This window comes from Roseomonas sp. KE0001, from assembly GCF_016107285.1.
Lineage (GTDB): Bacteria > Pseudomonadota > Alphaproteobacteria > Acetobacterales > Acetobacteraceae > Pseudoroseomonas.
Genome location: NZ_RCVQ01000006.1, coordinates 44,716 through 68,902 on the forward strand (window position 1 = coordinate 44,716; position 24,187 = coordinate 68,902).

The window sequence follows — 24,187 nt, forward strand, 5'->3', positions numbered from 1 at the left end:
AACCGCTCAGCCCGGGTTGAGCAGGCGGATCAGGCCGTCCAGCTGGTCGAGGTCGCGGTAGTTGATGGTGATCCGCCCGCCCTTGCGGCCATGCTGGATCGCCACCTTGAGGCCCAGCCGCGCCGTCAGGTCGTGCTCCAGGGCCCGGGTCTCGGCCTGGGGGCTGACGGGGGCCGGAGCGGGCCTCGACCGCTCGGAAGCCGCCGCCAGCGCCTCGGTCTGCCGGACATTGAGGCCCCGGGTGATGACCAGCTCGGCGAGCTTCACCGGATCGGGCGCCGTCAGCAGGGCGCGGGCATGGCCGGCGGAGAGGCTGCCCCGCGCCAGCATCTCGCGGACCTTCTGCGGCAGAGCCAGCAGGCGCAGGGTATTGGCGACATGGCTGCGGCTCTTGCCGACCGCCTGGCCCAGCGCATCCTGCGTCAGGCCGAATTCCTCCGTGAGCCGCCGGTAGCCCTGGGCCTCCTCCAGGGCGTTCAGGTCCTCGCGCTGCAGGTTCTCCACCAGGGCCGCGGCCAGCGCCGCGCGGTCGTCCAGCTCGTGCACATAGACCGGAACCTCGTGCCGCTGCGCCAACTGCGCCGCGCGCCAGCGGCGCTCGCCGCCGATGATCTGGTAGCGCCCCGCCTGGCCGGGCTTGGGTCGGACCAGGATGGGCTGCAACACCCCATGTTCCCGGATGGAGGCGGCCAGTTCCGCCAGGCCCGACTGGTCGATCGGGCCACGCGGCTGGAAGGGGCCGGGCTCCAGGGCCTCGATCGGCAGGGTGCGCGGCAGGGAAGGTGCCGCAACCTCCGGACCGGGAGCGGCCTCTCCGAGAAGGGCGGAGAGGCCCATGCCGAGACGAGCGGGCTTGCGGGCGGTCATGCGGCTTTGTCCCCACGCGAACGGTCACGGCGCAGCATCTCGGCGGCCAGCTTGATATAGGCCTGGGCGCCGGCGGATTTCGGGTCGTAGAGCAGGACCGGCAGGCCGTGCGAGGGCGCCTCGCTGACCCGGATGTTGCGGGGGATCACCGTCTCGAAGACCTTGTCGCGGAAGAAGGCGCGGACGTCGCTCGCCACCAGCTCCGAAAGGTTGTTCCGGCGGTCGAACATGGTCAGCACGATGCCGTCGAGAGTAAGGCCTGGGTTGAGGCCCCGCCGGACCAGCTCGATGGTGCGGGTGATCTGCGACACGCCTTCCAGCGCGAAGAACTCCGCCTGGAGCGGGATCAGCACCGCATCCACCGCGACCAGCGCGTTGACCGTCAGCAAGCCCAGGGAAGGCGGGCAGTCGATCAGGATGAGGTCGAAATCCTTCAGCGTCTCCGCCGCCGCCTCCAGCGCCAGCCGCAGCCGGTGCTCGCGATGCTCCATGCCGACCAGCTCGACCTCCGCCCCGGCCAGATCGGTATCGGCAGGGAGCACGAAGAGATCGGGCACGCGGGTGGGCCGCATCAGCTCGGCCAGGGGCTTGAGGCCCACCAGCAGGGCATAGCTCCCGGCGCCCCGTTCGGCGCGCGGCAGGCCCAGGCCGGTCGAGGCATTGCCCTGCGGGTCGAGGTCGATGACCAGGACCTTCTTCTTGGTCGCCAGGGCGGTGGCCAGATTGATGGCAGTGGTGGTCTTGCCCACCCCACCCTTCTGGTTGGCGAGCGCGATACGGCGCAGAGGGGGCTTAGGCGCCGGCACGATGGATTCCAGACATGCGGAGAATGGTGGCCTTCGGATCGGTGTTGCTCATGAACCGCTCGACGGAGAATGTCCAGCCCGCCGCCTCGGCATCCGACAGCTCCTGATCGACCTGCCGTCCTTTCGGAAACAGGGCGACGCCCTCGGGCGCCAGGAGCGCGGCGGCCCAGGGCAGCAGCCGCTCCAGCGGCGCCAGGGCGCGGGCCGTCAATACGCCGACGGGCGGCAGGTCCAGGGTTTCGATCCGCACGGCATGCACCGTGACATGCGGAAGCCCCAACTCGGCGACGGCGGCCTGCAGGAAGGCCGCCTTGCGCCGGTCGGACTCCACCAGATGCACGGGCCTCGTCACCGCCGCCGCCAGCACCAGACCCGGAAAGCCGCCGCCCGAACCGAGATCGGCGAGCGGCGTCAGGCCTTCCGGCAGGAGCGGCAGGAGTTGCAGGGAATCCTCGATATGACGCTGACGGATTTCCTCCGGCGCCTGCCGGGCCACGAGGTTGATCCGCGCGTTCCACCGCAGCAGCAGCGCCAGCAGCGCGTCCAGGCGCTCCCGCGTTTCACGTGAAACCTGCGCCGCTCCGGGCAGAGGCCTCGCAAGGTCGTCAGCGGAGGACCGTTTCACGTGGAACGCTCCCGCCGCAGATGTGCCGCCAGTGCGGCCAGTGCCGCGGGGGTAACGCCCGGAACCCGGCCCGCGCTCCCCAGAGTCGCCGGTTGCGCGGCCCCCAGCCGTTGCCGCATCTCGTTGGACAGGCCAGGGATGCGCCCGAAGTCGATGGCGCGTGGGATGGCGACCGCCTCTTCCCGCACCAGCAACCGCAGTTCCGCCTCCTGGCGCTGGAGATAGGGCGCGTAGAGCGCCTCCGCCTCCAACTGGGTTCCCACCCCTTCGGGAAGCTCCATGAGCCAGGGAAAGGCCTGGCGGATCATGGCGGGCTCGATCCCGGGAAGGGCCAGAAGATCCATCACGCTGCGCCAGCGGCCATCCTGATTCACCTCGAGGCCCTGGCGCCGCAGGGCGGCTGGAGAACCCCCTTCCAGGCGGGCCCGTTCCAAGGCCTCCGCCACGGCCTTGGCAAAAGCCCGGAAGCGGCCGGCCCGTTCGGGGCCGACGACGCCCCAGGCGATCCCCTTCTCCGTCAGGCGCAGGCCCGCATTGTCGGCCCGCAGCGTCAGCCGATGCTCCGCACGGGCCGTCAGCATGCGATAGGGCTCGCTGACGCCCTGCAGCACCAGATCGTCCGCCATGACGCCGAGATAAGATTCGGTACGTTGAAGCAACAATTCTTCCGCGCCCCCGCCGGCCTGATGCGCGGCGTTGAGACCGGCCAGGAGCCCCTGGGCGGCCGCCTCCTCGTACCCGGTCGTGCCATTGATCTGCCCGGCCAGGAACAGGCCGGGCACGTCCCGGACCTCGAGGCTGGGTCGCAGGGCCCGCGGATCGACATGGTCATATTCGATGGCATAGCCCGGGCGCAGGATGACGGCCCGCTCGAGACCCGGGATGGTGGCCAGGAAGGCGCGCTGGACATCCTCCGGCAGGCTGGTGGAAATGCCGTTCGGATAGATGGTGTGGTCGTCCAGGCCCTCCGGTTCGAGGAAGATCTGGTGCCGCTCCCGCTCGGCGAAGCGCACGATCTTGTCCTCGATCGACGGGCAGTAGCGGGGGCCCACGCCCTGGATCTGGCCGGAATGGACCGGGGCCCGGTGCAGGTTGGCGCGGATCAGCGCGTGGCCCTCGGGTGTCGTCGTGGTGACGGCGCAATCGACCTGCGGATTGTCGATCCGTCCCGTCATCCAGGACAGGGGTTCCGGCACGGCGTCCCCGGGCTGCTTCTCCAACCCCGACCAATCGATGCTACGGCCGTCCAGCCGGGGCGGCGTTCCGGTCTTCAGCCGCCGCATCGGCAGATGCAGGGCCTCCAGGGCCAGGGCCAGGCCAAGGGAGGGCGCGTCGCCGACCCTCCCGGCCGGCTGCCGCCGCGTCCCGATATGGATCTCCCCACGCAGGAAGGTGCCGGCGGTGATCACCAGGGCGCCGCAGGCGATGCGCTCGCCGGCCTCCGTCACCACGGCGGCGATCCGCCCCGATGCATCCCTCTCGATCCCTTCCGCCGCGCCGGCGCGGATGGTCAGGCCCGCCTGCGCCTCAAGCAGCGCGCGGATGGCCTGGCGGTAGAGACGGCGGTCCGCCTGGGCCCGCGGCCCTCGCACGGCTGGGCCCTTGCTGCGGTTGAGCAGCTTGAAATGGATGCCGGCGGCATCCGCGGCGCGGCCGATCAGGCCATCCAGAGCATCCACCTCCCGCACCAGATGCCCCTTCCCCACGCCGCCGACGGCCGGGTTGCAGGACATCTCGCCCAGGGTCTCCAGCCGATGGGTCAGCAGCAGGGTGCGCGCGCCATATCGGGCCGCCGCCGCCGCCGCCTCGGTGCCGGCGTGACCGCCGCCCACCACCACCACGTCGAAATCCGTCTTGCGCATAGGCCGGGGTATAGACCGGCTTGCCCTACTTTCCGATGCAGAAATCCCCGAACACCACGTCGAGCACCGCCTCCACCCCCACCCGGCCCGTCAGCCGGCCAAGGGCCCGCAGCGCCGCCCTCAGGGCCTCGGCGGTCAGTTCCGGCATGGGCGCGGCGGCCGCTTGGTCCAGCCAGGACACCGCCTCGTCCAGCGCGGCGCGATGGCGCGGCCGTGTCAGGCTGGCTTCATCGGTCAGGCCGGCCCGCTCGGCAGCCAGCTGGTCGAGCCGCCGCCGGAACTCCTCCAGCCCGGTGCCGTCCCGCACCGAGATGGCCAGGGGCTGCCGGCCGCCGGGCAGCTTGGCGGGGGGCGCGAGATCGACCTTGCTGGCCACGACCAGCGTTGCCTCATCGAGCAGGGCGAGGGTCGCGGCATCGGGTGGCTGGTCGGCGGCGAAGAGCGCGATGCGGAGATCCGCCTCGTCGGCGCGACGACGGGCGCGGCGGACCCCTTCGGCCTCGATCTCGTCCGGCGTCTCGCGCAGGCCCGCCGTATCCGCCAGCCAGACCGGCACGCCGCCCAGCTCCAGCCGCACCTCGACGATGTCGCGTGTCGTGCCGGCGCGGGCGGAGACGATGGCCGCCTCCCGCCCTGCCAGGGCGTTCAGCAGGGAGGACTTCCCGGCATTCGGGGCCCCCAGGATGACGGCCCAGAGGCCCTCCCGCAGCCGCTCTCCCCGCCCGCCCTCGGCCAAATGCCCTTGCATCTCCGCGGCCAGGACCATGGCGGAGGAGCGCACCTCGGCCTCGAGATCATTCGGCAGGCCATCCTCGGCGAATTCGATCGCGGCCTCCTGATGGGCCAGAAGCCGCGTTAGCCGCGCGCTCCAGCCCTCGTAGCGCCGGGCCAGGGCACCGCCGGCCTGGCGCAGGGCCTGCCGCCGCTGAGCCGCCGTCTCGGCCGCGATCAGGTCGGCGATGCCTTCGGCGGCGGTGAGGTCCATGCGACCGCTGAGGAAGGCCCGGCGGGTGAACTCCCCGGCTTCGGCCGGGCGAAGGCCGAGGCCGAGCAGGGCCTCGCTCACCCCCTCCAGCACCGCGCGGCCGCCATGCAGATGCAGCTCGGCCACGTCCTCACCCGTATAGCTCGCGGGGCCGGGGAACCAGAGCACCAGCGCCTGATCCAACAGCTCCCCGCCCTCCGGATGGCGCAGGTGGCGCAGGCTGGCCTGCCTCGGCGCCGGAAGCCCACCCGCCAGGCGGCGCAGCGCGGGCCCGCTGCCGGCTCCGGAGAGACGGAGCACCGAGATGGCGGCGCGGCTGCCGCCAGAGGCCAAAGCGAAGATGGTGTCTGTCATCCCGACACCCTGTGCGGCGGCCATGAAGGACGTTCCACGTGAAACAGGAGGCGCCGCTAGGACTTGGCGACCACGTCGTGCTCGGTCAGCATCAACCGGCGCACGCGGCCGCCCTCTTGCAGATGCGTCTGCAGGATCTCGTCGATATCCTCCCGCGTCTGCGCGCGATACCAGATCCCTTCGGGATAGATCACCATCACCGGACCGAACTCGCAGCGGTCCAGGCAGCCGGCCTGATTGACCCGGATCGCGGGAATGCCAAGCTCCTTGGCGCGGGCCTTCATATAGTCCTTCAGCTTCTCGCTGCCGCCGGCGGCGCAGGAGCCGCGCCGGTGGCCGTCAGGGCGGCGGTTGCAGCAGACGAAGACATGCGCCTGGAAATAGGGCGGCGGATCGGCGGGTTGTGTCACGATATTCTTCCGGAAAGGGGCAGATCCCGAGAGGCGAAGGCTGGCCGTCCCTCGCCGTTCAGGCAGGGCGTGGCCGAGGGGTCAGATGTGGCACCCCCCTTCCCGCGCCGCAATGTCATGGCTCTTGACGCTGGCGACGGAGCGTGTCGAATCCTCGCAGATGCCCCAGCTTTCCTTCCTGACCCCCCTTGGCCCGTTGACCCTGTCCGAGGAGGAGGGGGCGATCGTGGCGCTCGACTGGGGCCGCGGCCGCGACCAGCACGAGACCGATCTGCTGCGGACCGCGCGCGATCAGCTCCAGGCCTATTTCGACGGCGAGCGCAACCGGTTCGACCTGCCGCTGGCCCCGTTCGGAACCGCCTTTCAGCAGCGGGTCTGGGCCGCCCTGCAGGCGATCCCGCCGGGCGAGACCCGCAGCTACGGCGAGCTGGCCCACGAGCTCGGCTCCGTCGCCCGCGCGGTGGGCCAGGCTAATGGGCGGAACCCGATCCCGATCATCATCCCCTGTCACCGCGTCGTCGGTGGCGGCGGCGCCCTCGGTGGCTATTCGGGGGGCGAAGGCGTCACCACGAAGCGCTATCTTCTCGATCTCGAACGCCGCAGCCTCCGGCAGCAAGGAACCCTTCTATGATCCACGCCATCCGCATCCACGAACATGGCGGCCCGGAGAAGATGATCTGGGAAGAGGTGCCGCTGCCGGCGCCGAAGCCGGATGAGGCGCTGGTGCGGCACAGCGCCATCGGGCTGAACTATATCGACGTGTATTTCCGCACCGGCCTCTACAAGCTGCCCTCCCTGCCCGCGACCCTGGGCATGGAGGCCGCCGGCGTCGTGGAGGCCGTGGGCAGCGAGGTGACGGAGGTCGCGGTGGGCGACCGCGTCGCCTATGCCATGGCCCCGATCGGCGCCTATGCCCAGGCCCGCACGGTGAAGGCCGACCGGCTGGTGAAGCTCCCGGACGGCATCGACGACCGCACCGCCGCGGGCATGATGCTGCAGGGGATGACGGCCCAGTACCTGCTGCGCCGGACCTTCCCGGTGAAGGCGGGCCAGACCATCCTGGTGCATGCCGCCGCCGGCGGTGTGGGGCTGATCATGTGCCAGTGGGCGAAGCAGCTCGGCTGCACCGTGATCGGCACCGTCTCCACCGAGGAGAAGGCCGCCCTGGCCCTGGCGCATGGCGCCGACCATGTCCTGCTCTCCGGCCGGGACGACCTGCCGTCGCGGGTCAAGGAGATCACCCAGGGCGCCATGCTGCCGGTGGTCTATGACAGCGTCGGCAAGGACACCTTCGCCGCCTCGCTCGACTGCCTGGCGCCGCTCGGCATGATGGTCTCCTACGGCAATGCTTCCGGGGCGGTGCCGCCGGTCGATATCGGCATCCTGGCCGCGAAGGGGTCGCTCTTCCTGACCCGCCCGACGCTGGCCACCTACACCGCCCGGCACGACGACCTGGTGGCGACCGCCAACGACCTGTTCTCGGTCGTGCTGTCCGGCGCGGTGAAGATCGAGGTCAACCAGACCTATGCACTGAAGGATGCCGCCGAGGCCCACCGGGCGCTGGAGGCCCGCAGGACCACCGGCAGCACCATCTTCCTGCCCTGAGCCTCCCTGCCTCCGGGGCGATCGACTCCGGCCGCTATCCGGCGCGCAGGAAGTAGCGGTAGCGATAGACCTCGCGGAAGCCCAAGGCTTCATAGAGGTTCATGGCGGCCGCATTGGTGGCGGAGACCTGGAGCCAGCCGGTCGCGGCGCCCTGGCTCTGTCCCCAGTCGGCGGCGGCGGCCAGGAGTCGTCGGCCGAGGCCACGGCGGCGGAAGGCCGGATCCGTGGCGATGTCGAAGAAGCCCAGCAGCGGACCATCCGCCGCCACCTGCCCGCTGGCCGCCGGCCGTCCCTCGATGCGGAGCAGCAGCCAGGCCGCCGGCACCATCATCATCGCGGCGGCCTCCTGCTTCTCCGCGCGGCGCTGCGGCGTCTGGTACTCGGCGGTGGCGAGGATGGCGAGCCAGTCCGGGTCCGGCGCGGGCAGGATCTCGAGCGCGGCATCGGGCGCCGCGAAGCCCTCCAGCGGGCCCGCCATGACCGCCGTCTCGCTCTCCGGCCGGTAGCCCCGCCGCAGCAGCGCCGCTTCCAGGCCGGGTGGATCGAGCGGCGTCGACCGGAAGCGGGCCGGCAGGCCAAGCCGGGCATAGGCCGCCTCGATGCGCGGCAGGCGGGCCTCCAGGGCCGGGTCGGGCGCGGGGTCGAGCGCGCTCACCGCATTGGCGCGGCCGGTGCCGCCCAGGAAGCCACGCAGCAGGAAGGGGCCGTCGAAGGCCGTGCGCGCCGCCGGCACCGCCGTGTGCGAGGCCCGCTCCAGGGTGGCGATCCATTCCAGGTCCATGGAAGCTCTCCATCGCGCGGCCGGCCCAGCTTACGCCGCCGGTCAGGGAGGAAAAGCCCCGCGCGAGGGTGAGCAGGCCGCGCCCATACAGAAAGGGCGGCCTCCTTCCGGGGGCCGCCCTGTTGCTGTCAGGTGTTCATCGCGTCGAAGAAGTCCTGGTTGGTCTTGCTGTATTTCAGCTTGTCCAACAGGAACTCCATCGAGTCCTGCGTGCCCATCGGGTTCAGGATGCGGCGCAGCACCCACATCTTGGTCAGGGTCGCGCGGTCGATCAGCACCTCCTCGCGGCGGGTGCCGGACTTGGTGATGTCGATCGCCGGGAAGACGCGCTTGTCCGAGAGCTTGCGGTCGAGGATCAGCTCGGAGTTGCCGGTGCCCTTGAACTCCTCGAAGATCACCTCGTCCATGCGGCTGCCGGTGTCGATCAGGGCGGTCGCGATGATGGTGAGGCTGCCGCCTTCCTCGATGTTGCGGGCGGCGCCGAAGAAGCGCTTCGGCCGCTGCAGGGCGTTGGCGTCCACGCCGCCGGTCAGCACCTTGCCGGAGGACGGCACGACCGAGTTGTAGGCGCGGCCGAGGCGGGTGATGGAGTCGAGCAGGATGACGACATCCCGCTTGTGCTCGACCAGGCGCTTCGCCTTCTCCAGCACCATCTCGGTGACCTGGACGTGGCGGGTCGCCGGCTCGTCGAAGGTGGAGGCCACGACCTCGCCGCGCACGGTGCGGGCCATGTCGGTGACTTCCTCCGGCCGCTCGTCGATCAGCAGCACCAGCAGGAAGACCTCGGGGTGGTTGGCCGAGATCGACTTGGCGATGTTCTGCAGCATCACGGTCTTGCCGGTGCGCGGCGGCGCCACCACCAGGGCGCGCTGCCCCATGCCGATCGGCGCCACCAGGTCGATGACGCGGGGCGTGTAGTCCTTCTGCTGCCCCTTGGCGACGCTCTCGAAGTTGGGGTTCTCCATCTTCAGCTGGCGCGTCGGATAGAGCGGCGTCAGGTTGTCGAAGTTGATGCGGTGCCGCAGCGCCTCGGGCGGCTCGAAATTGACGGTGTTGACCTTGAGCAGCGCGAAGTAGCGCTCGCCGTCCTTGGGCGCCCGGATCTGCCCCTCCACCGTGTCGCCCGTGCGCAGGCCGAAGCGGCGCACCTGGGCGGGGGAGACGTAGATGTCGTCGGGGCCGGGCAGGTAGTTCGACTGCGGGCTGCGCAGGAAGCCGAAGCCATCCGGCAGGATCTCCAGCGTCCCGTCGCCATGGATCGCCTGGTCGTTCTCCGCCAGCTGCTTCAGGATCGCGAACATCATATCCTGCTTGCGCAGGATGGAGGCGTTCTCGATCTGCAGGGATTCGGCGAAGGCCAGCAGGTCCGAGGGACTCTTGGCCTTGAGTTCAGAAAGATGCATGGGTCGGACGCATTCCGTTCCGGCGGGAGCAGCGGGACACTTCCGAAGGGCGGCGGCAAGGCCTGCCTGCGAGCCGGTGCCGCGTGTGGCGCGGCCGGCATGTCCCGAATAAGGAGGAGGGAGTCACGGCGTCAGATCGGGCCGGTGGCCTGATATGGCGCCATTGACGGGAAGCGTGGGGAGGCTAAGGGCGCCAGGGGCTTCGCGTCAATGGGGGAAATGGCGGTTTCCCCCTCGCTTTCAAGGTTTTCCGCAGGATTTTTGCGCCCTCAGAACGGCTTCACGATGACCATGACGACGATCAGGATCAGCAGCACCGTCGGCACCTCGTTCACCGCCCGCCAGTAGCGCTCGCTGTGCCGCCGCCGATCGGCGGCGAAGTCCTTGCGGGCGTAGCCCAGGTGGTGGTGGAACAGCGTCATGCCGAGCAGGCCGGCGAGCTTGCCGTGCCACCAGCCCGCGCCCCAGTCCACCACGCCCGGCGTCAGCACCAGGGTCAGGCCGAAGATCCAGGCGGCGATCATGGCGGGGTTCATGATGCCGCGCAGCAGCCGCCGCTCCATCACCTGGAACAACGCGCTCTGCTCCGAGCCCGGCGCCGCGGCGGTGTGGTAGACATAGAGGCGCGGCAGGTAGAACAGCCCCGCCATCCAGGCGAAGACCGAGATCAGGTGCAGGGCCTTGGTCCAGGGATACCATTCCGCCAGGATGCCGAGATCCATCCGCTCGACCCTCCCCGCTCAGCCGAGGCCCAGCAGTCCGGGCAGATCCGCCATCCGGGCGAAGGGCTCCGCCCCCTCGGCCGCCAGCGGCCCCGGCGGCAGCTCGCCGGCATGCGCCAGGACGCGGCATCCGGCGGCCCGGCCGGCGCGGATGCCCGGGATGCTGTCCTCCACCACCACGCAGTCGCGCGGATCGGCGCCGCAGGCCCGCGCGGCCGCCTGATAGATGTCGGGGTGGGGCTTCGGCCGGGCCACATCCTCGAAGGAGAAGACCCGGCCGCCGAAGACGCCGGCGATGCCGAGCCGGTCCAGCTTGGCCGCCAGCTCGGCGCGGGAGGAATTCGAGGCGCAGGCCACCGGCCAGGCGGCGGCGATGCGCGCCAGCGCCTCCAGCGCGCCGGGAACCGGGACGACATCGCGCGCCATGCGCTCCGTCAGGAGGTGGGACATCCGTGCCGGCCAGTCCGCCGGCAGGGGGCCGAACTCCGCCTCGATGACCGGCTTCATGTCCGGCACCGCGCGGCCAAGGAAGATCGCCCGGCACCGCGCCGGATCGACCCGCCAGCCGCGCCCGGCGAGATCCTCCGCCACCACCAGCGCGGCCAGCGCCTCGCTGTCGGCCAGGACACCGTCGCAGTCGAAGAGGATGGCGGCGGGACGAGGGGTCATTCAGGCGGTCTCCAGGGTGGCGCGGGCGCGGGCATGCGGGCAGTCGCCGTGGACCTTGGGGCATTGCCGGGCGCCGGCGAAGGAGCAGAGCGCGCGCTGGCCGTCGCGCACCCGCCGCACCAGCCCGGCCAGGGCGGCGATGAAGCCGGGGTCGCTGTTCTGCGCCGGGACGCGGAAATAGCCCGGCAGCCCCAGCTTGTGGGCCAGTTCCCGGTACTCCACGTCAAGCTCGACCAGGGTCTCGGAATGCTCGGAGACGAAGGCGATCGGGCTGACCAGCACCGCGGCCCCGTCCCGCGCCGCCGCCTCCAGCGCCTGCTCCAGCGAGGGGCCGATCCATTTCTGCGGCGTGACCCGGGACTGGTAGCAGATGCCGTGCTCCAGGGGGGGCGCCCCCGCGGGCCGCTCCAGCGCCGCCGTCACCGCGGCCACCGTCCGCTCCACCTGCCACTGATAGGGGTCACCGTGCCGGACGATGCTCTCCGGCAGGCCATGGGCGGAGAACAGCAGGCGCAGCCGCGCCCCCGCCGGCAGGGCCGCCCGCGCCGCCGCCTCGGCCTCGCGGATCAGGGCCGCGGTGGCGGCGGCGAAGGCCGGGTCGGAGTGCCAGCAGCAGAGGGTCCGGCCGGGCAGCTCCAGCCCGACCCGCTCGCAGGCCGCCCGCCAGTCGTCGAGGGAGGAACCGGTGGTGGTGGTGGAATACTGCGGATAGAGCGGCAGCAGCACCGCCTCCTCCGCGCCCCAGGCCTTCACCTGCCGCGCCGCCTCCTCGGCGAAGGGGTGCCAGTAGCGCATGGCGACGAAGCAGCGCGCCTCGATCTCGGGCGCCAGCGCGGCCGCCAGCGCCTCGCCCTGGGCCTCGGTCAGCTCCCGCAAGGGCGAACGGCCGCCCAGGATGGCGTAGTTCTCGCTGGCCGCCCGGGTGCGCCGCGCGGCGATCAGGCGGCCGAGCCAGGGGCGGATGAAGGCCGGCACGCGCAGGATGGCGGGATCGGTGAAGAGGTTCTCCAGGAAGGGCCGAACCGCCGCCGGGCCGTCCGGGCCGCCGAGGTTGAAGAGGATGACGGCGACGCGCGGGCGGGAGGGTGCGGACATGCTTGGCAGATGCCACGGAAACCGCCCGGGTCAAGGGGCGGCCCAAGGGGTGGCGGGCATTCCCGCCCCCCGGAGGCGCGGCGCGGCTTGTGACGGAGGCCCGGCTTCCTTAGGTGAAGGCATGAACGACCCTTGTGGGCACCGCCATGACTGAAAAGAATGATTCCGTGATGAACGACCAGACCCCGCCGGCGGAAACGCCGGCCGACGCCACCCAGCCCACCCCCGAGCAGCCCGCCGACGCCATGGCCCGGATCGCCGAGCTGGAGAGCGAGCTGGCGCAGACCAAGGACCGCTGGCTGCGCTCCGAGGCGGAGATGCAGAACCTCCGCGCCCGCACCAAGCGCGAGGTGGAGGATGCCCGCGCCTATGCGGTGCAGCGCTTCGCCCGCGACGTGGTGGAGGCGGCCGAGAACCTGCGCCGCGGCCTGGATTCCCTGCCCCCCCCGGCCGAGGGCGAGCCGGAGTTGCTGGCCAAGCTGCGCGGCGGCTTCGAGGGGGTCGAGCGCGCCTTCATCGGCATCCTCGAGCGCAACGGGGTGACCAAGCAGGACGCCGCCGGCAAGCCCTTCGATCCCGAGATGCACCAGGCGATGGCGCAGCAGCCGCCGCCGCCCGGCGTGGCCCCCGGCACCGTGCTGCAGGCCTGGACGCCGGCCTGGCTGCTGAACGGGCGCCTGCTCAAGCCCGCCATGGTGGTGGTGGCCGGCGAGGGCGTGTCCGAAACCGCCTGATGACCCCAACTGCCTGATGACCCGGGTTCGCCCCGTCGCGCCGCAGGACCGGGCGGCGCTCCTGGCCCTCAACAACCGCCATGTGCCGGCGGTGAACGCGCTGGAGCCGGCGGCGCTGTCCCGTCTGCTGGAGGCCGCGCTGCTGGCGCTGGCGGCGGGGCCGGTCGGAGCGCCCACGGGCCTGCTGATCCTGCTCGGCCCGGCGGGGCCGGCGGAGGGACCCAACCACGCTTGGGTCCGCGAGCACCATCCCGAGGCGGCCTATATCGACCGCGTGATGGTCTCCGCCACCGCCCGGGGCCAGGGTCTCGGCCGGCGGTTCTACGCCGCGGCGGCCGGGGCGGCGGCACAGGCGGGATTCGCGGCGCTGGGCTGCGAGGTCAATCTCGACCCGCCCAATCCGGAGAGCCTCGCCTTCCACCACTGCCTCGGCTTCCGCCCCGTGGGCGAGGCCACCGATCCGCGCAACGGCAAGCGGGTGGTCTATCTCCTGGCTCCCGCGGACCCCGCCTCGGACGGGACATTGGACGGCACATTTCTTGCGCGCTGCGGCAATGCCCCTTGTCCGGTGGCGCCGGGCTGAATACATCGCACTCACAACCGCCCGGTTCGGGCGGCAACCCCTTTTTCCTCGCCTGAAGAGCATATGGGGATGGGCGCGGCGCCAAGCCTGGGCCGCCCCCATCCGCCGCAAAGGAGACCTCGGATGAGCAAAGTCATCGGCATCGATCTGGGCACCACGAATTCCTGCGTCGCCATCATGGAAGGCGGCGATGTGAAGGTGCTCGAGAACGCCGAGGGCGCGCGGACCACCCCCTCGATGGTGGCTTTCGCCAAGAACGGCGAGCGGCTGGTCGGCCAGGCCGCGAAGCGCCAGGCGGTGACCAACCCGACCGACACCCTCTACGCCGTCAAGCGCCTGATCGGCCGCCGCTTCGAGGACGCGACGGTCAAGAAGGACATCGATCTCGTCCCCTACAAGATCGTGCGCGCCGAGAATGGCGACGCCTGGGTCGAGGCGGCGGGCCAGAAGATGGCGCCGCAGCAGATCAGCGCCTATGTCCTCGGCAAGATGAAGGACACCGCCGAGGCCTATCTCGGCGAGAAGGTGACGCAGGCCGTCATCACCGTCCCCGCCTACTTCAACGACAGCCAGCGCCAGGCGACCAAGGAGGCCGGGCAGATCGCCGGGCTCGAGGTGCTGCGCATCATCAACGAGCCGACGGCGGCCGCCCTGGCCTATGGCCTGGACAAGAAGACCACCGGCACCATCGCGGTCTATGACCTCGGCGGCGGCACCTTCGACGTCTCCGTGCTCGAGATTGGTGACGGCGTCTTCGAGGTGAAGTCCACCAACGGCGACACCTTCCTGGGCGGCGAGGACTTCGACCAGCGGGTGATCGACTACCTGGCCGACGAGTTCAAGAAGGAGAACGGCATCGATCTGCGCGGCGACAAGCTCGCCCTGCAGCGCCTCAAGGAGGCCGCCGAGAAGGCGAAGATCGAGCTGTCCTCGGCCAAGCAGACCGAGATCAACCTGCCCTTCATCACCGCCGACGCCTCGGGCCCGAAGCACCTGGTGCTGCAGCTCACCCGCGCCAAGCTGGAGGCGCTGGTCGATGACCTCGTGCAGCGGACGCTGGAGCCCTGCAAGAAGGCCCTGAAGGATGCCGGCATGAACGCCGGCGAGATCGACGAGGTGATCCTGGTCGGCGGCATGACCCGCATGCCCAAGGTCGTCGAGGCGGTGAAGACCTTCTTCGGCAAGGAGCCGGCCCGCAACGTCAACCCGGATGAGGTCGTCGCCATCGGCGCCGCGATCCAGGGCGGCGTGCTGAAGGGCGAGGTGAAGGACGTCCTGCTGCTCGACGTGACGCCGCTGTCGCTCGGCATCGAGACGCTGGGCGGCGTGTTCACCCGGCTGATCGACCGCAACACGACGATCCCGACCAAGAAGAGCCAGACCTTCTCCACCGCCGACGACAACCAGACCGCGGTCACCATCAAGGTGTTCCAGGGCGAGCGCGAGATGGCGGCGGACAACAAGCTGCTGGGCAACTTCGACCTGCAGGGCATCCCGCCCGCGCCGCGCGGCGTGCCGCAGATCGAGGTGACCTTCGACATCGACGCCAACGGCATCGTCTCGGTCTCGGCCAAGGACAAGGCCACCGGCAAGGAGCAGCAGATCAAGATCCAGGCCAAGTCCGGCCTGTCGGATGCCGATATCGAGCGGATGGTGAAGGAGGCCGAGGCCAATGCCGAGGCCGACAAGAAGCGCCGCGAGGCGGTGGAGGCGCGCAACCAGCTGGATGCGCTGATCCACACCACCGAGAAGACGCTGAAGGACAATGCCGCCAAGGTCCCCGAGGCGGAGAAGGCCGAGGCCGAGGCCGCCCTGGCCGCGGCGCGCAGCGCCAAGGAGGGCGAGGACGCCGAGGCCATCCGCAGCGCCACCGAGCGCCTCTCCGCCGCCGCGATGAAGGTGGGCGAGGCGGTCTACAAGTCCGGCCCCGCCGAGGGCGAGGCCCAGGCCGCGCAGGGTGCGGCCGAGGGCGAGCCGAAGGCGGGCGAGAAGGTGGTCGATGCCGAGTTCGAGGATGTCGACCCGGGCAAGAAGAAGCCCGAGTGACCGGCCTCCCGCCGCGCTGACCCGACAGGCGCCCGGCCCAACAGCCGGGCGCATCCTCGTTCCGGAGCTTGGGGGACAGGCCAAGGATGGCCAAGAAGGACTATTACGACACCCTGGGCGCGTCCCGGGATGCCAGCGACGAGGACCTGAAGAAGGCCTATCGCAAGCTGGCCATGAAGTATCACCCGGACCGCAATCCGGGCGACAGGAAGGCCGAGGCCGCGTTCAAGGACGTGAACGAGGCCTATGAGGTCCTGAAGGACCCGGAGAAGCGCGCCGCCTATGACCGCTACGGCCACGCCGCCTTCGAGGGCGGCATGGGCGGCGGGGCCGGCGGGCCCTTCGGCGGCGGCGGCGGACCTTTCGGCGCCGGCGGCTTCGAGGACATCTTCGCCGAGATGTTCGGCCAGTTCGGCGCCCGGTCCGGGCGAGGCGCCGGCGCGACCGGCCGTGGCGCCGATCTGCGCACCCAGGCGGACATCACGCTGGAGGAGGCCTTCGCGGGGGCCAAGAAGACCATCCGCGTCACCACCAGCGTGCAGTGCGAGGCCTGTGATGGCAGCGGCGCCGAGGGCAAGGGCGGCGGCGGCGGCCAGCAGACCTGCCCGACCTGCGGCGGCGCCGGCAAGGTGCGCGCCCAGCAGGGCTTCTTCCTGATCGAGCGGAGCTGCCCGACCTGCGGCGGCACCGGACGCATCATCAAGAACCCCTGCAAGGTCTGCCAGGGCGCGGGCCGCGTGCAGCGCGAGCGCAGCCTGAACGTCACCATCCCGCCCGGCGTGGAGGATGGCACCCGCATCCGCCTCTCCGGCGAGGGAGAGGCCGGACTCCGGGGCGCGCCGGCAGGCGATCTCTATGTCGATGTCGCGGTGCGGCCGCACCCGCTGTTCCAGCGGGATGGCGCCAGCATCTTCGTCCGCGTGCCGCTGCGCATGACGCAGGCGGCGCTGGGCGGGGCCGTGGAGGTGCCGACCATCGATGGCGGCCGCACGCGCGTCACCATTCCCTCCGGCACCCAGACGGGCGACCAGTTCCGCCTCCGCGGCAAGGGCTTCTCCGTGCTGCGCTCGGCGGCGCGGGGCGACATGTACGTGCAGGTGGCTGTGGAGACGCCGCAGAACCTCACCCCCCGCCAGCGCGAGCTGCTGGAGCAGTTCGAGGGCGAGACCGGGGAGGACGGCAACAGCAGCCCGGAAAGCGAGGGCTTCTTCGCCAAGGTGAAGGAGTTCTGGGAGGGGCTCGGCCGCTAGGCCGCCCCAGGCTTCCCTTTCGCGCGCCGGCGCGGCAGAGAAAGGCCCGGGAGAGGCATCCTCTCCCGGGCCTTCCGTCCTTCGGCTTCCTTCGTCCTGCTGGGATCGCGCCACATGACCCTCCGCATCGGCATCGCCGGCCTGTCCGGCCGCATGGGCAAGCTGCTTTCCGAGGAGGTGGCCGCCGCCGGCGCCACCCTGGCGGGCGGCATCGGCCGCGATGGCGACGCCGCGGCCCTCTTCGCGGCCAGCGATGTGGTGATCGACTTCACCATCGCCGCCGCCGCCGAGCGGCATGCCGCCCTGGCGGCCGCGCAGGGCAGGCCGCTGATCCTGGGCTCCTCCGGCCTCTCGGCGGCGCAGGAGGCGGCGGTGGCGGCCGCGGCGGAGCGGGTGCCGGTGGTCTATGCGGCGAACTTCGCCCCGGGCGCCAATGTCCTCTTCGCCCTGGCCGAGCGCATGGGCGCCGCCCTGCCGCCGGCGCAGTACGATGCCGAGATCGTCGAGATGCACCACCGGCAGAAGGTGGACGCCCCCTCGGGCACCGCCATCGAGATGGGCCGGGCGGTGGCCCGCGGCCGCGGCGCGACGCTGGAGGAGGTCGGCATGGAGAGCGGGCGGGATGGCCACACCGGGCCGCGCGCCACCGGCCCGATCGGCTTCTCCGCCCTGCGCGGGGGGCAGGTGGTGGGCGAGCACACCCTGCTTTTCGCCGGGGCCAGCGAGCACATCGCCCTCACCCACCGCTCCTTCGACCGCCGCGTCTATGCCACCGGCGCGGTGCAGGCGGCGCACTGGGTGGTGCGGCAGCCGCCCGGCCTCTACGGCATGCGGCAGGTGCTGGGAATGGGCTGAGCCGGCTCAGCCGTTCAGCAGGGCGTCGATATCCTCCTGGCTGAGCACGGCCGCCTTCTCGGGCGCGGCGCCGTTCAGCAGGGCATCGATGGCCTCCTGGCCCAGATCCGGGGTCAGGGCCGCCTCGGTGCTGACCGTCCGGTACGGCGTGCCGATTCGCATCGGCCGGGGCAGGGCCTCGCCGCCCGCCTGCGTCACGCCGGGGACGATCTGTTCCAGCATGGTCTCCACCTGCTGCAGATGCTGGATGGCGCGGCGGATGCGCTGGCCGGTGATGTCCTGGAAGCTGCAGGCCTCGAAGATCGAGTTCACTCGGGCCGAGAGCGCCTCGATCGAGGCCTGGTCCTTCTGGCCGCCGGCGATCCAGGCCTGGATCGCCTCCGTCGCCTCCATGATGGTGTTGGCGGCCGCCTCGGTGGCCTGCACCACCGCTTCCAGTTCCAGCCCGCTGTTGCGCGTGCTGGCGACCGGGATGGCGACCAGCTGGGCGATCTGCTCATGCACCTGGCTCAGCTGCCGGGACAGCTTCTCCTCCGCCATGTCCGCCATGTCGGAGGTGGCGCTGAGCTCGGCGCTGAGCTCGGCGATGCGGCGGTCGACGAAGCCGCGCAGATCCTTCAGCAGGGGGGCCACCTCGGCCTGAACGGCGGCGCGGAGCGCGGCTTCGGATCCGGCGCCGGCATCGGGAAGGCGGGCCTCTGCGGTCATGGTCGGCTCCAGGCGGGACAGGTCGGCGCGAGCCTAGGGCGGGACCGGTGAAGGCTTCCTTGCCATGCGCGCCGCATGGCCGCCCTGCGCCCGGCGCCCTCGCCTCGCCTTCTCTTCGCTTGACCCCCTGTGCCGCGCTTGCGAAACAGCCCCCCGCCCGGAACCCCCGGGGGACTGCCAGGCCGGGGCGAACCGGTCGCCGCCGCGACAAGAGGACGAATGAGGCCATGCGCGACAAGGGCGAATATCTGTTCACCTCGGAATCCGTCTCCGAGGGCCATCCCGACAAGGTGGCCGACCGCATCAGCGACACCGTGCTGGACGCCTTCCTGGAGGCCGATCCCTATGCCCGCGTTGCCTGCGAGACGCTGGTCACCACCAACCGCATCATCCTGGCCGGCGAGACCCGCGGCCCGGCGAGCGTGACGCCCGAGCTGCTGATGCATCTGGCGCGCATGGCGGTGCACGACATCGGCTACGACCAGGAAGGCTTCTCCTGGAAGAACGCCGAGATCGCCTGCCATCTGCATGCCCAGTCGGCGCATATCGCCCAGGGCGTGGACGCCGCCGGCAACAAGGACGAGGGCGCCGGCGACCAGGGCATCATGTTCGGCTATGCCTGCACCGAGACGCCCGACCTCATGCCGGCGCCGCTCTACTACGCCCATCTGGTCCTGCGCCGCATCAGCGAGCTGCGCCGCAACAAGGACAAGCTGGTGGCCGGCCTGCTGCCCGACGCCAAGTCCCAGGTGACGCTGCGCTACGTGGACGGCAAGCCGGTCGGCGTCTCCTCCGTCGTCGTCTCCACCCAGCACGAGGAGGGGATGACGCAGGAGCAGGTGCGCGAGCTGGTGCGCCCGATCGTGGTCAGCAGCCTGCCCGACGGCTGGAGCGTGCCCGAGGACGAGTTCTACGTGAACCCGACCGGTACCTTCGTCATCGGCGGCCCGGACGGCGACTGCGGCCTGACCGGGCGCAAGATCATCGTCGACACCTACGGCGGCGCGGCGCCGCATGGCGGCGGCGCCTTCTCGGGCAAGGACCCGACCAAGGTGGACCGCTCGGCGGCCTATGCCTGCCGCTACCTGGCCAAGAACGTGGTCGCCGCCGGCCTGGCCGAGAAGTGCACCATCCAGGTCTCCTACGCCATCGGCGTCTCGAAGCCGCTCTCGGTCTATTTCGACCTGCACGGCACCGGCCGCGACGTGGATGAGACCAAGCTGGCCCGCGTGGTGAACGAGATGGTCAACCTCTCGCCCCGCGGCATCCGCGAGCATCTCCACCTGAACCGCCCGATCTACGCGCCGACCAGCGCCTACGGCCATTTCGGCCGCGCGCCGGATGCCGAGAAGGGCACCTTCACCTGGGAGAAGACCGACCTCGCCGCCGAGCTGAAGCGCGCCTTCGGCCGGTGACGCGGCGGCCCCGGCGCGCTTCGGCGCCGCCGGGGCCGGCCTTCCCGCGACGACGGGAGGGGCCAGGGGGAATTTCCAGGGGGGGGTTTCCTCTCCCCTGCCCCTCCTTTTCATTTGGTTTGACCGATGACCGAGACCCCCGCCGTCCCCGATCGCCTCTACGGCCGCCGCCGGGGCCATCCGCTGCGCGCCCGGCAGCAGGCCCTGCTGGAGACGACCCTGCCGCGCCTCGCCCTCGACCCGCTGGACCCGCTGGGCAGCTTTCCCGGACGGCCGGAGGAGCTCTGGCTGGAGGTGGGCTTCGGCGGCGGCGAGCACGCCCTGGCGCAGATCGCGGCGCATCCGCGCGCCGGGCTGATCGCCGCCGAGGTCTTCGAGAACGGCATCTGTTCGCTGCTCGGCCGGCTGGTGCCCGAGGGCGGCGAGGCGACGGCCCCGCTGCCGCCCAACCTGCGCCTCTGGACCGAGGATGCGCGCCGCCTCCTGCGCGCCCTGCCCGAGGGCAGCCTCTCGCGCCTGTTCCTGATGTTCCCCGACCCCTGGCCCAAGGCGCGCCACGCCAAGCGGCGCTTCGTGCATCCGGCCATTCTGCCGGTGCTCGGCCGCGCCATCCGGCCCGGCGGCGAATGGCGCATCGCCACCGACGACCCGACCTACCAGGACTGGGTGCGCGAGGTGATGGGCGCGCAGGACGTCTTCGAGCCGGTCTCGCTGGCCGAGTCGCGCCCCGAGGGCTGGCCCGGCACGCGTTACGAGGCCAAGGCGCTGCGCGAGGGGCGCCGGCCGCTGTACTGGATCTGGCGCCGCCGCGGCTGAGCCGATTCGTGGCCGGCGGGCAACACTGCGGTTTCTTTGCATCGGGTGCGATGCAAATCCATTGACCCCCTTCGCCCCGCCCCACACCGTGCGCCGCATGGACAGGCGCTTCTTCAATCCTCTGGATCGCGACGAGGCCGGGCGGCGCGGCGCGGAGGCCCTGGCGGCGGAGCGGGGCGGCTATGCCGCCTGGTGCGGCCCGGCGGCGGTGGCGCTGGCGGCGGACTGCTCCTACCACGCCGCCTGCGGCCTGCTGCGCCAGGCGGCTCCGGAGCGCTATGCCCATGGCGAGATCGACATCGCCTACTGGCGCGACGTGGTGGCGGCGCTCGACCTGGGGGGCGTGACCGTCGAGTCCCTGGAGGTCGCGGGCCGGCCCACGCTGCTCGGGCTGGCGCGGCGCGGCGGACTCGCCCCCGGGCTGCATCTGGTCCGCGTGACCGGCCACTTCCTGCTGCTGCGGCTGCACGGCTTCGGCCTCGCCCAGGTCTATGACAACCGTCTCTCGGGGGAGGTGCTGTCCCGCCGCAGCCACGGCCTCTGCCGGGTGACGCATCTGGCGCGGCTCTCCCTGGTCCGATAGGCCGGGGCGCGACAGGCCGGCGCGCCGGGCAGTCCCCTCCCCGCCCTAACCCGTGGTTTTCCTTGTGCCGCCTCCGGCCTGGGACTATATGGCTGGCAGAACATCTTCGCTGCACAGTCAGGGGGGTGGCCTTCGCGGGCCGCCTTTTTTGTTTTTTGGAAGACGATCTGCCTCTCAACGAGGGCCTCGAGGCCCGCATCACCGCCGCCATCGCGCCGACCCTGGCGTCGATGGGCTACGAGATCGTGCGCGTGCAGATCCAGGGCAAGCAGACGCCCACCGTCCAGATCATGGCCGACCGCGCCGATGGCCGGCTGATCGGCGTCGAGGATTGCGAGGCGATCAGCCACGCCGTCGGCGCCGTGCTGGACGTGGACGATCCCTTCACCGGCGAATGGAACCTCGAGGTCTCCTCCGCCGGCATCGACCGTCCGTTGACCCGCACCAAGGACTGGCAGCGCTTCGCCGGCCAGCTGGCGACGGTGGAGATGAGCATCCCCTTCGAGGGCCGGCGCCGCTTCCGCGGCATCGCTCTCGGCGCCGATGCCGAGGTGGTGCGGCTGCGGCTGGAGGATGGCGGCGAGGTGGCCCTGCCACGGGCCGACATGCGCCGCGCCAAGCTGGTGCTGACCGACGAGCTGATCGCCGCCACGGCGGCCGAGGCCGCGCGCCTGAGGGCCGCGGCGGGTGAGGACGAGGACGAAGACGGGGCCGAGACGCCCCGCGACGAGAGGAACTGACCATGGCCGCCGATGTCGCCATTGCCCGCCCCGAGCTGCTGCAGGTCGCCGAGGCCGTCGCCCGCGAGAAGATGATCGAGCGCGACGAGGTCCTGGAGGCGATGGAGCAGGCCATCCAGAAGGCCGGCCGCGCCAAGTACGGGCACGAGAAGGATATCCGCGCCGTCATCGACCGCCGCTCGGGCGAGGTGAAGCTCTCGCGCTGGACCGAGGTGGTCGAGCAGGAGCCGGTGGAGAACGAGGCGACGCAGATCCCGCTGCGCATCGCGCAGAAGATCCAGCCGGGCATCGAGGTTGGCCAGTTCATCGTCGATCCGCTGCCGCCGATCGACTTCGGCCGCATCGCCGCGCAGACCGCCAAGCAGGTGATCGTGCAGCGGGTGCGCGAGGTGGAGCGCGGCAAGCAGTTCAACGAGTACAAGGACCGCGTCGGCGAGGTCGTCAACGGCGTCGTCAAGCGCACCGAGTACGGCAACCTGATGGTCGATCTCGGCCGCGCCGAGGCGCTGCTGCGCCGCGACGAGACCATCCCGCGTGAGGCCTTCCGCAACGGCGACCGCGTGCGCGCCTATATCTACGACGTGCGCGAGGAGCCGCGCGGGCCGCAGATCTTCCTCTCCCGCACGCATCCCGGCTTCCTGGCCAAGCTCTTCGCGCAGGAGGTGCCGGAGATCTACGACGGCATCATCGAGATCAAGGCGGTGGCGCGCGACCCCGGCAGCCGCGCCAAGATGGCGGTGATCAGCCGCGACAGCTCGATCGACCCGGTCGGCGCCTGCGTCGGCATGCGCGGCAGCCGCGTGCAGGCTGTCGTGGCCGAGCTGCAGGGCGAGAAGATCGACATCATCCCCTGGTCGGCCGACAACCCCACCTTCGTCGTGAACGCCCTGGCCCCGGCCGAGGTCTCCAAGGTGGTGATGGACGACGACAGCAAGCGGGTTGAAGTCGTCGTTCCGGATGACCAATTGTCGCTGGCGATCGGGCGGCGCGGCCAGAATGTGCGGCTCGCCTCGCAGCTGACGCGCTGGGACATCGACATCCTGACGGAGGCCGAGGCCAGCGAGCGCCGGCAGGAGGAGTTCCGCAAGCGGACCGGCCTCTTCGTCGAGGCGCTCGACGTGGACGACGTCATCGCCGGCCTGCTGGTCAGCGAGGACTTCTCCTCGATCGAGGAGCTGGTCGAGGTGCCCGAGGAGGATCTCGCCGAGATCGAGGGCTTCGACGAGAATGTCGCCGCCGAGCTGAAGCGGCGCGCCCAGGCCTTCCTGGACCGCCGCGATCAGGAACTCGACGAGAAGCGCCAGGCGCTCGGGGTCGAGGACGCGGTGGCCGAGGCCGGCGGCTTCAGCCCCGCCATGCTGGTGACGCTCGGCGAGAAGGGCGTGAAGACGCTGGACGATCTGGCCGATCTCGCCGCCGACGAGCTGATCGAGATCCTCGGCCCCGAGGCGGTGGACGAGGAAACCGCGAACGCCATCATCATGGCCGCCCGCGAGCACTGGTTCGCCCAGGAAGGCCAGCAGGACGGCGGGACGGGTGATGAGGGCCCCGTGGAGGATCCGGCGGCGGAGACGCCGCGGGCCGAGGCCGGGGAGACGGGCGACGAGCGGTAAGACGGAGTTCCTGCCGGGCCTGCCCCCCGAGGGGAAGGGCCCGGAGCCGGAACCGAAGGGTCCGCTGCGCCGCTGCATCGTCACGCGGGAGAGTGGGCCGAAGGAAGCGATGATCCGCTTCGTCATCGGTCCCGGCGGGACGCATGCGCGGGAGATCGTGCCCGACCTCGGCGGGAAGCTGCCCGGACGGGGAATGTGGTTGAGCGCGAGGGCCGATGTGCTAGAACGCGCCGTGAGCCGGGGCGCCTTTCCGAGGGCGGCCCGCGGCCAGGTGCATGTGCCCCCCGATCTTCGCGCGCGGATTGAAAAAGGCCTGAGGGATCGCTTGCGCGATCAGGTGGGCCTGGCGCGCAGGGCCGGACAGGCGGTGTGCGGTTTCCAGCAGGTGCGCGAATGGCTTCAGGCCGGACGGGTCGGCGTGCTGGTCGAGGCGAGTGACGGAAGCCCCTCGGAGCGGGCAAGGCTGGCCGGCCGGCGCGATGTCGCGTTGGTGCTGGCCTTGACGGCGGAGGAGTTGGGCGCGGTGTTCGGAAGGGATCATGCAGTGCACGTGGCGATAGCACCCGGACGCATCGCGGACATTTTGGTGCAGGAGGCGGGCCGTCTGGCCGCTGTCTCCTCAAACGCGAGCGGAGCGGGGACGTGAGCCCGGCAACGGCT

The 24,187-nt window shown here is 71.2% G+C and carries 25 protein-coding genes; 13 read left to right on the forward strand and 12 right to left on the reverse strand.

Annotation, left to right across the window (positions count from 1 at the left end):
- Positions 1–6 precede the first annotated feature (6 nt).
- Genes D9598_RS13050 through D9598_RS13075 form a run of 6 tightly spaced genes read right to left on the reverse strand, consistent with a single transcriptional unit; the run spans position 7 to position 5,909 of the window.
- Positions 7–867 carry a ParB/RepB/Spo0J family partition protein gene (locus D9598_RS13050; protein ID WP_198366967.1) on the reverse strand — a complete coding sequence of 287 codons (861 nt, stop codon included), beginning with the start codon at positions 865–867 and terminating at the stop codon, positions 7–9.
- Positions 864–1,673 (reverse strand): ParA family protein, encoded by an 810-nt coding sequence (locus D9598_RS13055; RefSeq protein WP_198366968.1) that lies wholly within the window; start codon positions 1,671–1,673, stop codon positions 864–866. The genes D9598_RS13050 and D9598_RS13055 overlap by 4 nt, the downstream gene beginning before the upstream one ends.
- Positions 1,660–2,298: a 16S rRNA (guanine(527)-N(7))-methyltransferase RsmG gene (gene rsmG, locus D9598_RS13060; RefSeq protein WP_198366969.1), complete on the reverse strand. Its 639-nt coding sequence runs from the start codon at positions 2,296–2,298 to the stop codon at positions 1,660–1,662. The genes D9598_RS13055 and rsmG overlap by 14 nt, the downstream gene beginning before the upstream one ends.
- Positions 2,295–4,160, reverse strand: a complete 1,866-nt coding sequence (gene mnmG, locus D9598_RS13065) for a tRNA uridine-5-carboxymethylaminomethyl(34) synthesis enzyme MnmG (protein WP_198366970.1) — start codon at positions 4,158–4,160, stop codon at positions 2,295–2,297. The genes rsmG and mnmG overlap by 4 nt, the downstream gene beginning before the upstream one ends.
- A 25-nt stretch (positions 4,161–4,185) precedes the next feature.
- On the reverse strand, positions 4,186–5,499 hold the full coding sequence (gene mnmE / locus D9598_RS13070; protein WP_198366971.1) for a tRNA uridine-5-carboxymethylaminomethyl(34) synthesis GTPase MnmE: 1,314 nt from the start codon (positions 5,497–5,499) through the stop codon (positions 4,186–4,188).
- A gap of 56 nt (positions 5,500–5,555) precedes the next feature.
- Positions 5,556–5,909: a (2Fe-2S) ferredoxin domain-containing protein gene (locus D9598_RS13075; RefSeq protein ID WP_198366972.1), complete on the reverse strand. Its 354-nt coding sequence runs from the start codon at positions 5,907–5,909 to the stop codon at positions 5,556–5,558.
- Positions 5,910–6,069: 160 nt separating this feature from the next.
- Here D9598_RS13075 and D9598_RS13080 point away from each other — a divergent pair, with 160 nt between their 5' ends.
- Together D9598_RS13080 and D9598_RS13085 are read left to right on the forward strand one after the other, a co-directional pair.
- Complete coding sequence (locus tag D9598_RS13080; protein ID WP_198366973.1) at positions 6,070–6,540, forward strand: methylated-DNA--[protein]-cysteine S-methyltransferase; 471 nt, start codon at positions 6,070–6,072, stop codon at positions 6,538–6,540.
- Positions 6,537–7,514 carry a quinone oxidoreductase gene (locus D9598_RS13085; RefSeq protein WP_198366974.1) on the forward strand — a complete coding sequence of 326 codons (978 nt, stop codon included), beginning with the start codon at positions 6,537–6,539 and terminating at the stop codon, positions 7,512–7,514. The genes D9598_RS13080 and D9598_RS13085 overlap by 4 nt, the downstream gene beginning before the upstream one ends.
- 34 nt (positions 7,515–7,548) lie before the next feature.
- Here the strand turns inward: D9598_RS13085 and D9598_RS13090 are convergent, their stop codons facing one another.
- From D9598_RS13090 to hemH, 5 genes are all read right to left on the reverse strand, one after another.
- Positions 7,549–8,295: a GNAT family N-acetyltransferase gene (locus D9598_RS13090; protein ID WP_198366975.1), complete on the reverse strand. Its 747-nt coding sequence runs from the start codon at positions 8,293–8,295 to the stop codon at positions 7,549–7,551.
- 128 nt (positions 8,296–8,423) lie between these two features.
- Positions 8,424–9,698 carry a transcription termination factor Rho gene (rho, locus tag D9598_RS13095; protein WP_198366976.1) on the reverse strand — a complete coding sequence of 425 codons (1,275 nt, stop codon included), beginning with the start codon at positions 9,696–9,698 and terminating at the stop codon, positions 8,424–8,426.
- Positions 9,699–9,967: 269 nt separating this feature from the next.
- A complete protein-coding gene (hemJ, locus tag D9598_RS13100) occupies positions 9,968–10,420 on the reverse strand; it encodes a protoporphyrinogen oxidase HemJ (protein ID WP_198366977.1) in 453 nt (150 codons plus the stop codon).
- Between the two features lie 18 nt (positions 10,421–10,438).
- Entirely contained in the window at positions 10,439–11,089 is a 651-nt protein-coding gene (locus D9598_RS13105) for an HAD family phosphatase (protein ID WP_198366978.1), read from the reverse strand.
- A complete protein-coding gene (hemH, locus tag D9598_RS13110; protein ID WP_198366979.1) occupies positions 11,090–12,184 on the reverse strand; it encodes a ferrochelatase in 1,095 nt (364 codons plus the stop codon).
- Positions 12,185–12,330: 146 nt separating this feature from the next.
- Between hemH and D9598_RS13115 the strand changes: the two genes are divergently transcribed.
- The 5 genes from D9598_RS13115 to dapB all read left to right on the forward strand — a co-directional run bounded on the left by D9598_RS13115 (position 12,331) and on the right by dapB (position 17,652).
- On the forward strand, positions 12,331–12,918 hold the full coding sequence (locus D9598_RS13115; RefSeq protein ID WP_198366980.1) for a nucleotide exchange factor GrpE: 588 nt from the start codon (positions 12,331–12,333) through the stop codon (positions 12,916–12,918).
- A 16-nt stretch (positions 12,919–12,934) separates the two neighbouring features.
- Positions 12,935–13,501, forward strand: coding sequence for a GNAT family N-acetyltransferase (locus D9598_RS13120; protein WP_198366981.1), 567 nt, complete (start codon positions 12,935–12,937; stop codon positions 13,499–13,501).
- Between the two features lie 123 nt (positions 13,502–13,624).
- Positions 13,625–15,547, forward strand: coding sequence for a molecular chaperone DnaK (gene dnaK, locus D9598_RS13125; protein WP_198366982.1), 1,923 nt, complete (start codon positions 13,625–13,627; stop codon positions 15,545–15,547).
- Positions 15,548–15,633: 86 nt separating this feature from the next.
- Positions 15,634–16,797 (forward strand): molecular chaperone DnaJ, encoded by a 1,164-nt coding sequence (gene dnaJ, locus D9598_RS13130; RefSeq protein ID WP_198366983.1) that lies wholly within the window; start codon positions 15,634–15,636, stop codon positions 16,795–16,797.
- Between the two features lie 114 nt (positions 16,798–16,911).
- On the forward strand, positions 16,912–17,652 hold the full coding sequence (gene dapB, locus D9598_RS13135) for a 4-hydroxy-tetrahydrodipicolinate reductase (protein ID WP_198366984.1): 741 nt from the start codon (positions 16,912–16,914) through the stop codon (positions 17,650–17,652).
- A 6-nt stretch (positions 17,653–17,658) separates the two neighbouring features.
- Here the strand turns inward: dapB and D9598_RS13140 are convergent, their stop codons facing one another.
- Entirely contained in the window at positions 17,659–18,360 is a 702-nt protein-coding gene (locus D9598_RS13140) for a protein phosphatase CheZ (protein ID WP_198366985.1), read from the reverse strand.
- A 227-nt stretch (positions 18,361–18,587) separates the two neighbouring features.
- Here D9598_RS13140 and metK point away from each other — a divergent pair, with 227 nt between their 5' ends.
- From metK to D9598_RS13170, 6 genes are all read left to right on the forward strand, one after another.
- A complete protein-coding gene (gene metK, locus D9598_RS13145) occupies positions 18,588–19,775 on the forward strand; it encodes a methionine adenosyltransferase (RefSeq protein ID WP_198366986.1) in 1,188 nt (395 codons plus the stop codon).
- Between the two features lie 126 nt (positions 19,776–19,901).
- Positions 19,902–20,591, forward strand: coding sequence for a tRNA (guanosine(46)-N(7))-methyltransferase TrmB (locus tag D9598_RS13150; protein ID WP_198366987.1), 690 nt, complete (start codon positions 19,902–19,904; stop codon positions 20,589–20,591).
- A 61-nt stretch (positions 20,592–20,652) separates the two neighbouring features.
- Complete coding sequence (locus tag D9598_RS13155; protein ID WP_198366988.1) at positions 20,653–21,174, forward strand: hypothetical protein; 522 nt, start codon at positions 20,653–20,655, stop codon at positions 21,172–21,174.
- Positions 21,175–21,329: 155 nt separating this feature from the next.
- A complete protein-coding gene (gene rimP / locus D9598_RS13160) occupies positions 21,330–21,914 on the forward strand; it encodes a ribosome maturation factor RimP (RefSeq protein ID WP_198366989.1) in 585 nt (194 codons plus the stop codon).
- A 2-nt stretch (positions 21,915–21,916) separates the two neighbouring features.
- On the forward strand, positions 21,917–23,527 hold the full coding sequence (gene nusA, locus D9598_RS13165) for a transcription termination factor NusA (RefSeq protein ID WP_198366990.1): 1,611 nt from the start codon (positions 21,917–21,919) through the stop codon (positions 23,525–23,527).
- Between the two features lie 19 nt (positions 23,528–23,546).
- The gene (locus D9598_RS13170) at positions 23,547–24,173 is read left to right on the forward strand and encodes an RNA-binding protein (protein ID WP_255528765.1); all 627 of its coding nucleotides are present in this window, start codon (positions 23,547–23,549) and stop codon (positions 24,171–24,173) included.
- Positions 24,174–24,187 lie beyond the last annotated feature (14 nt).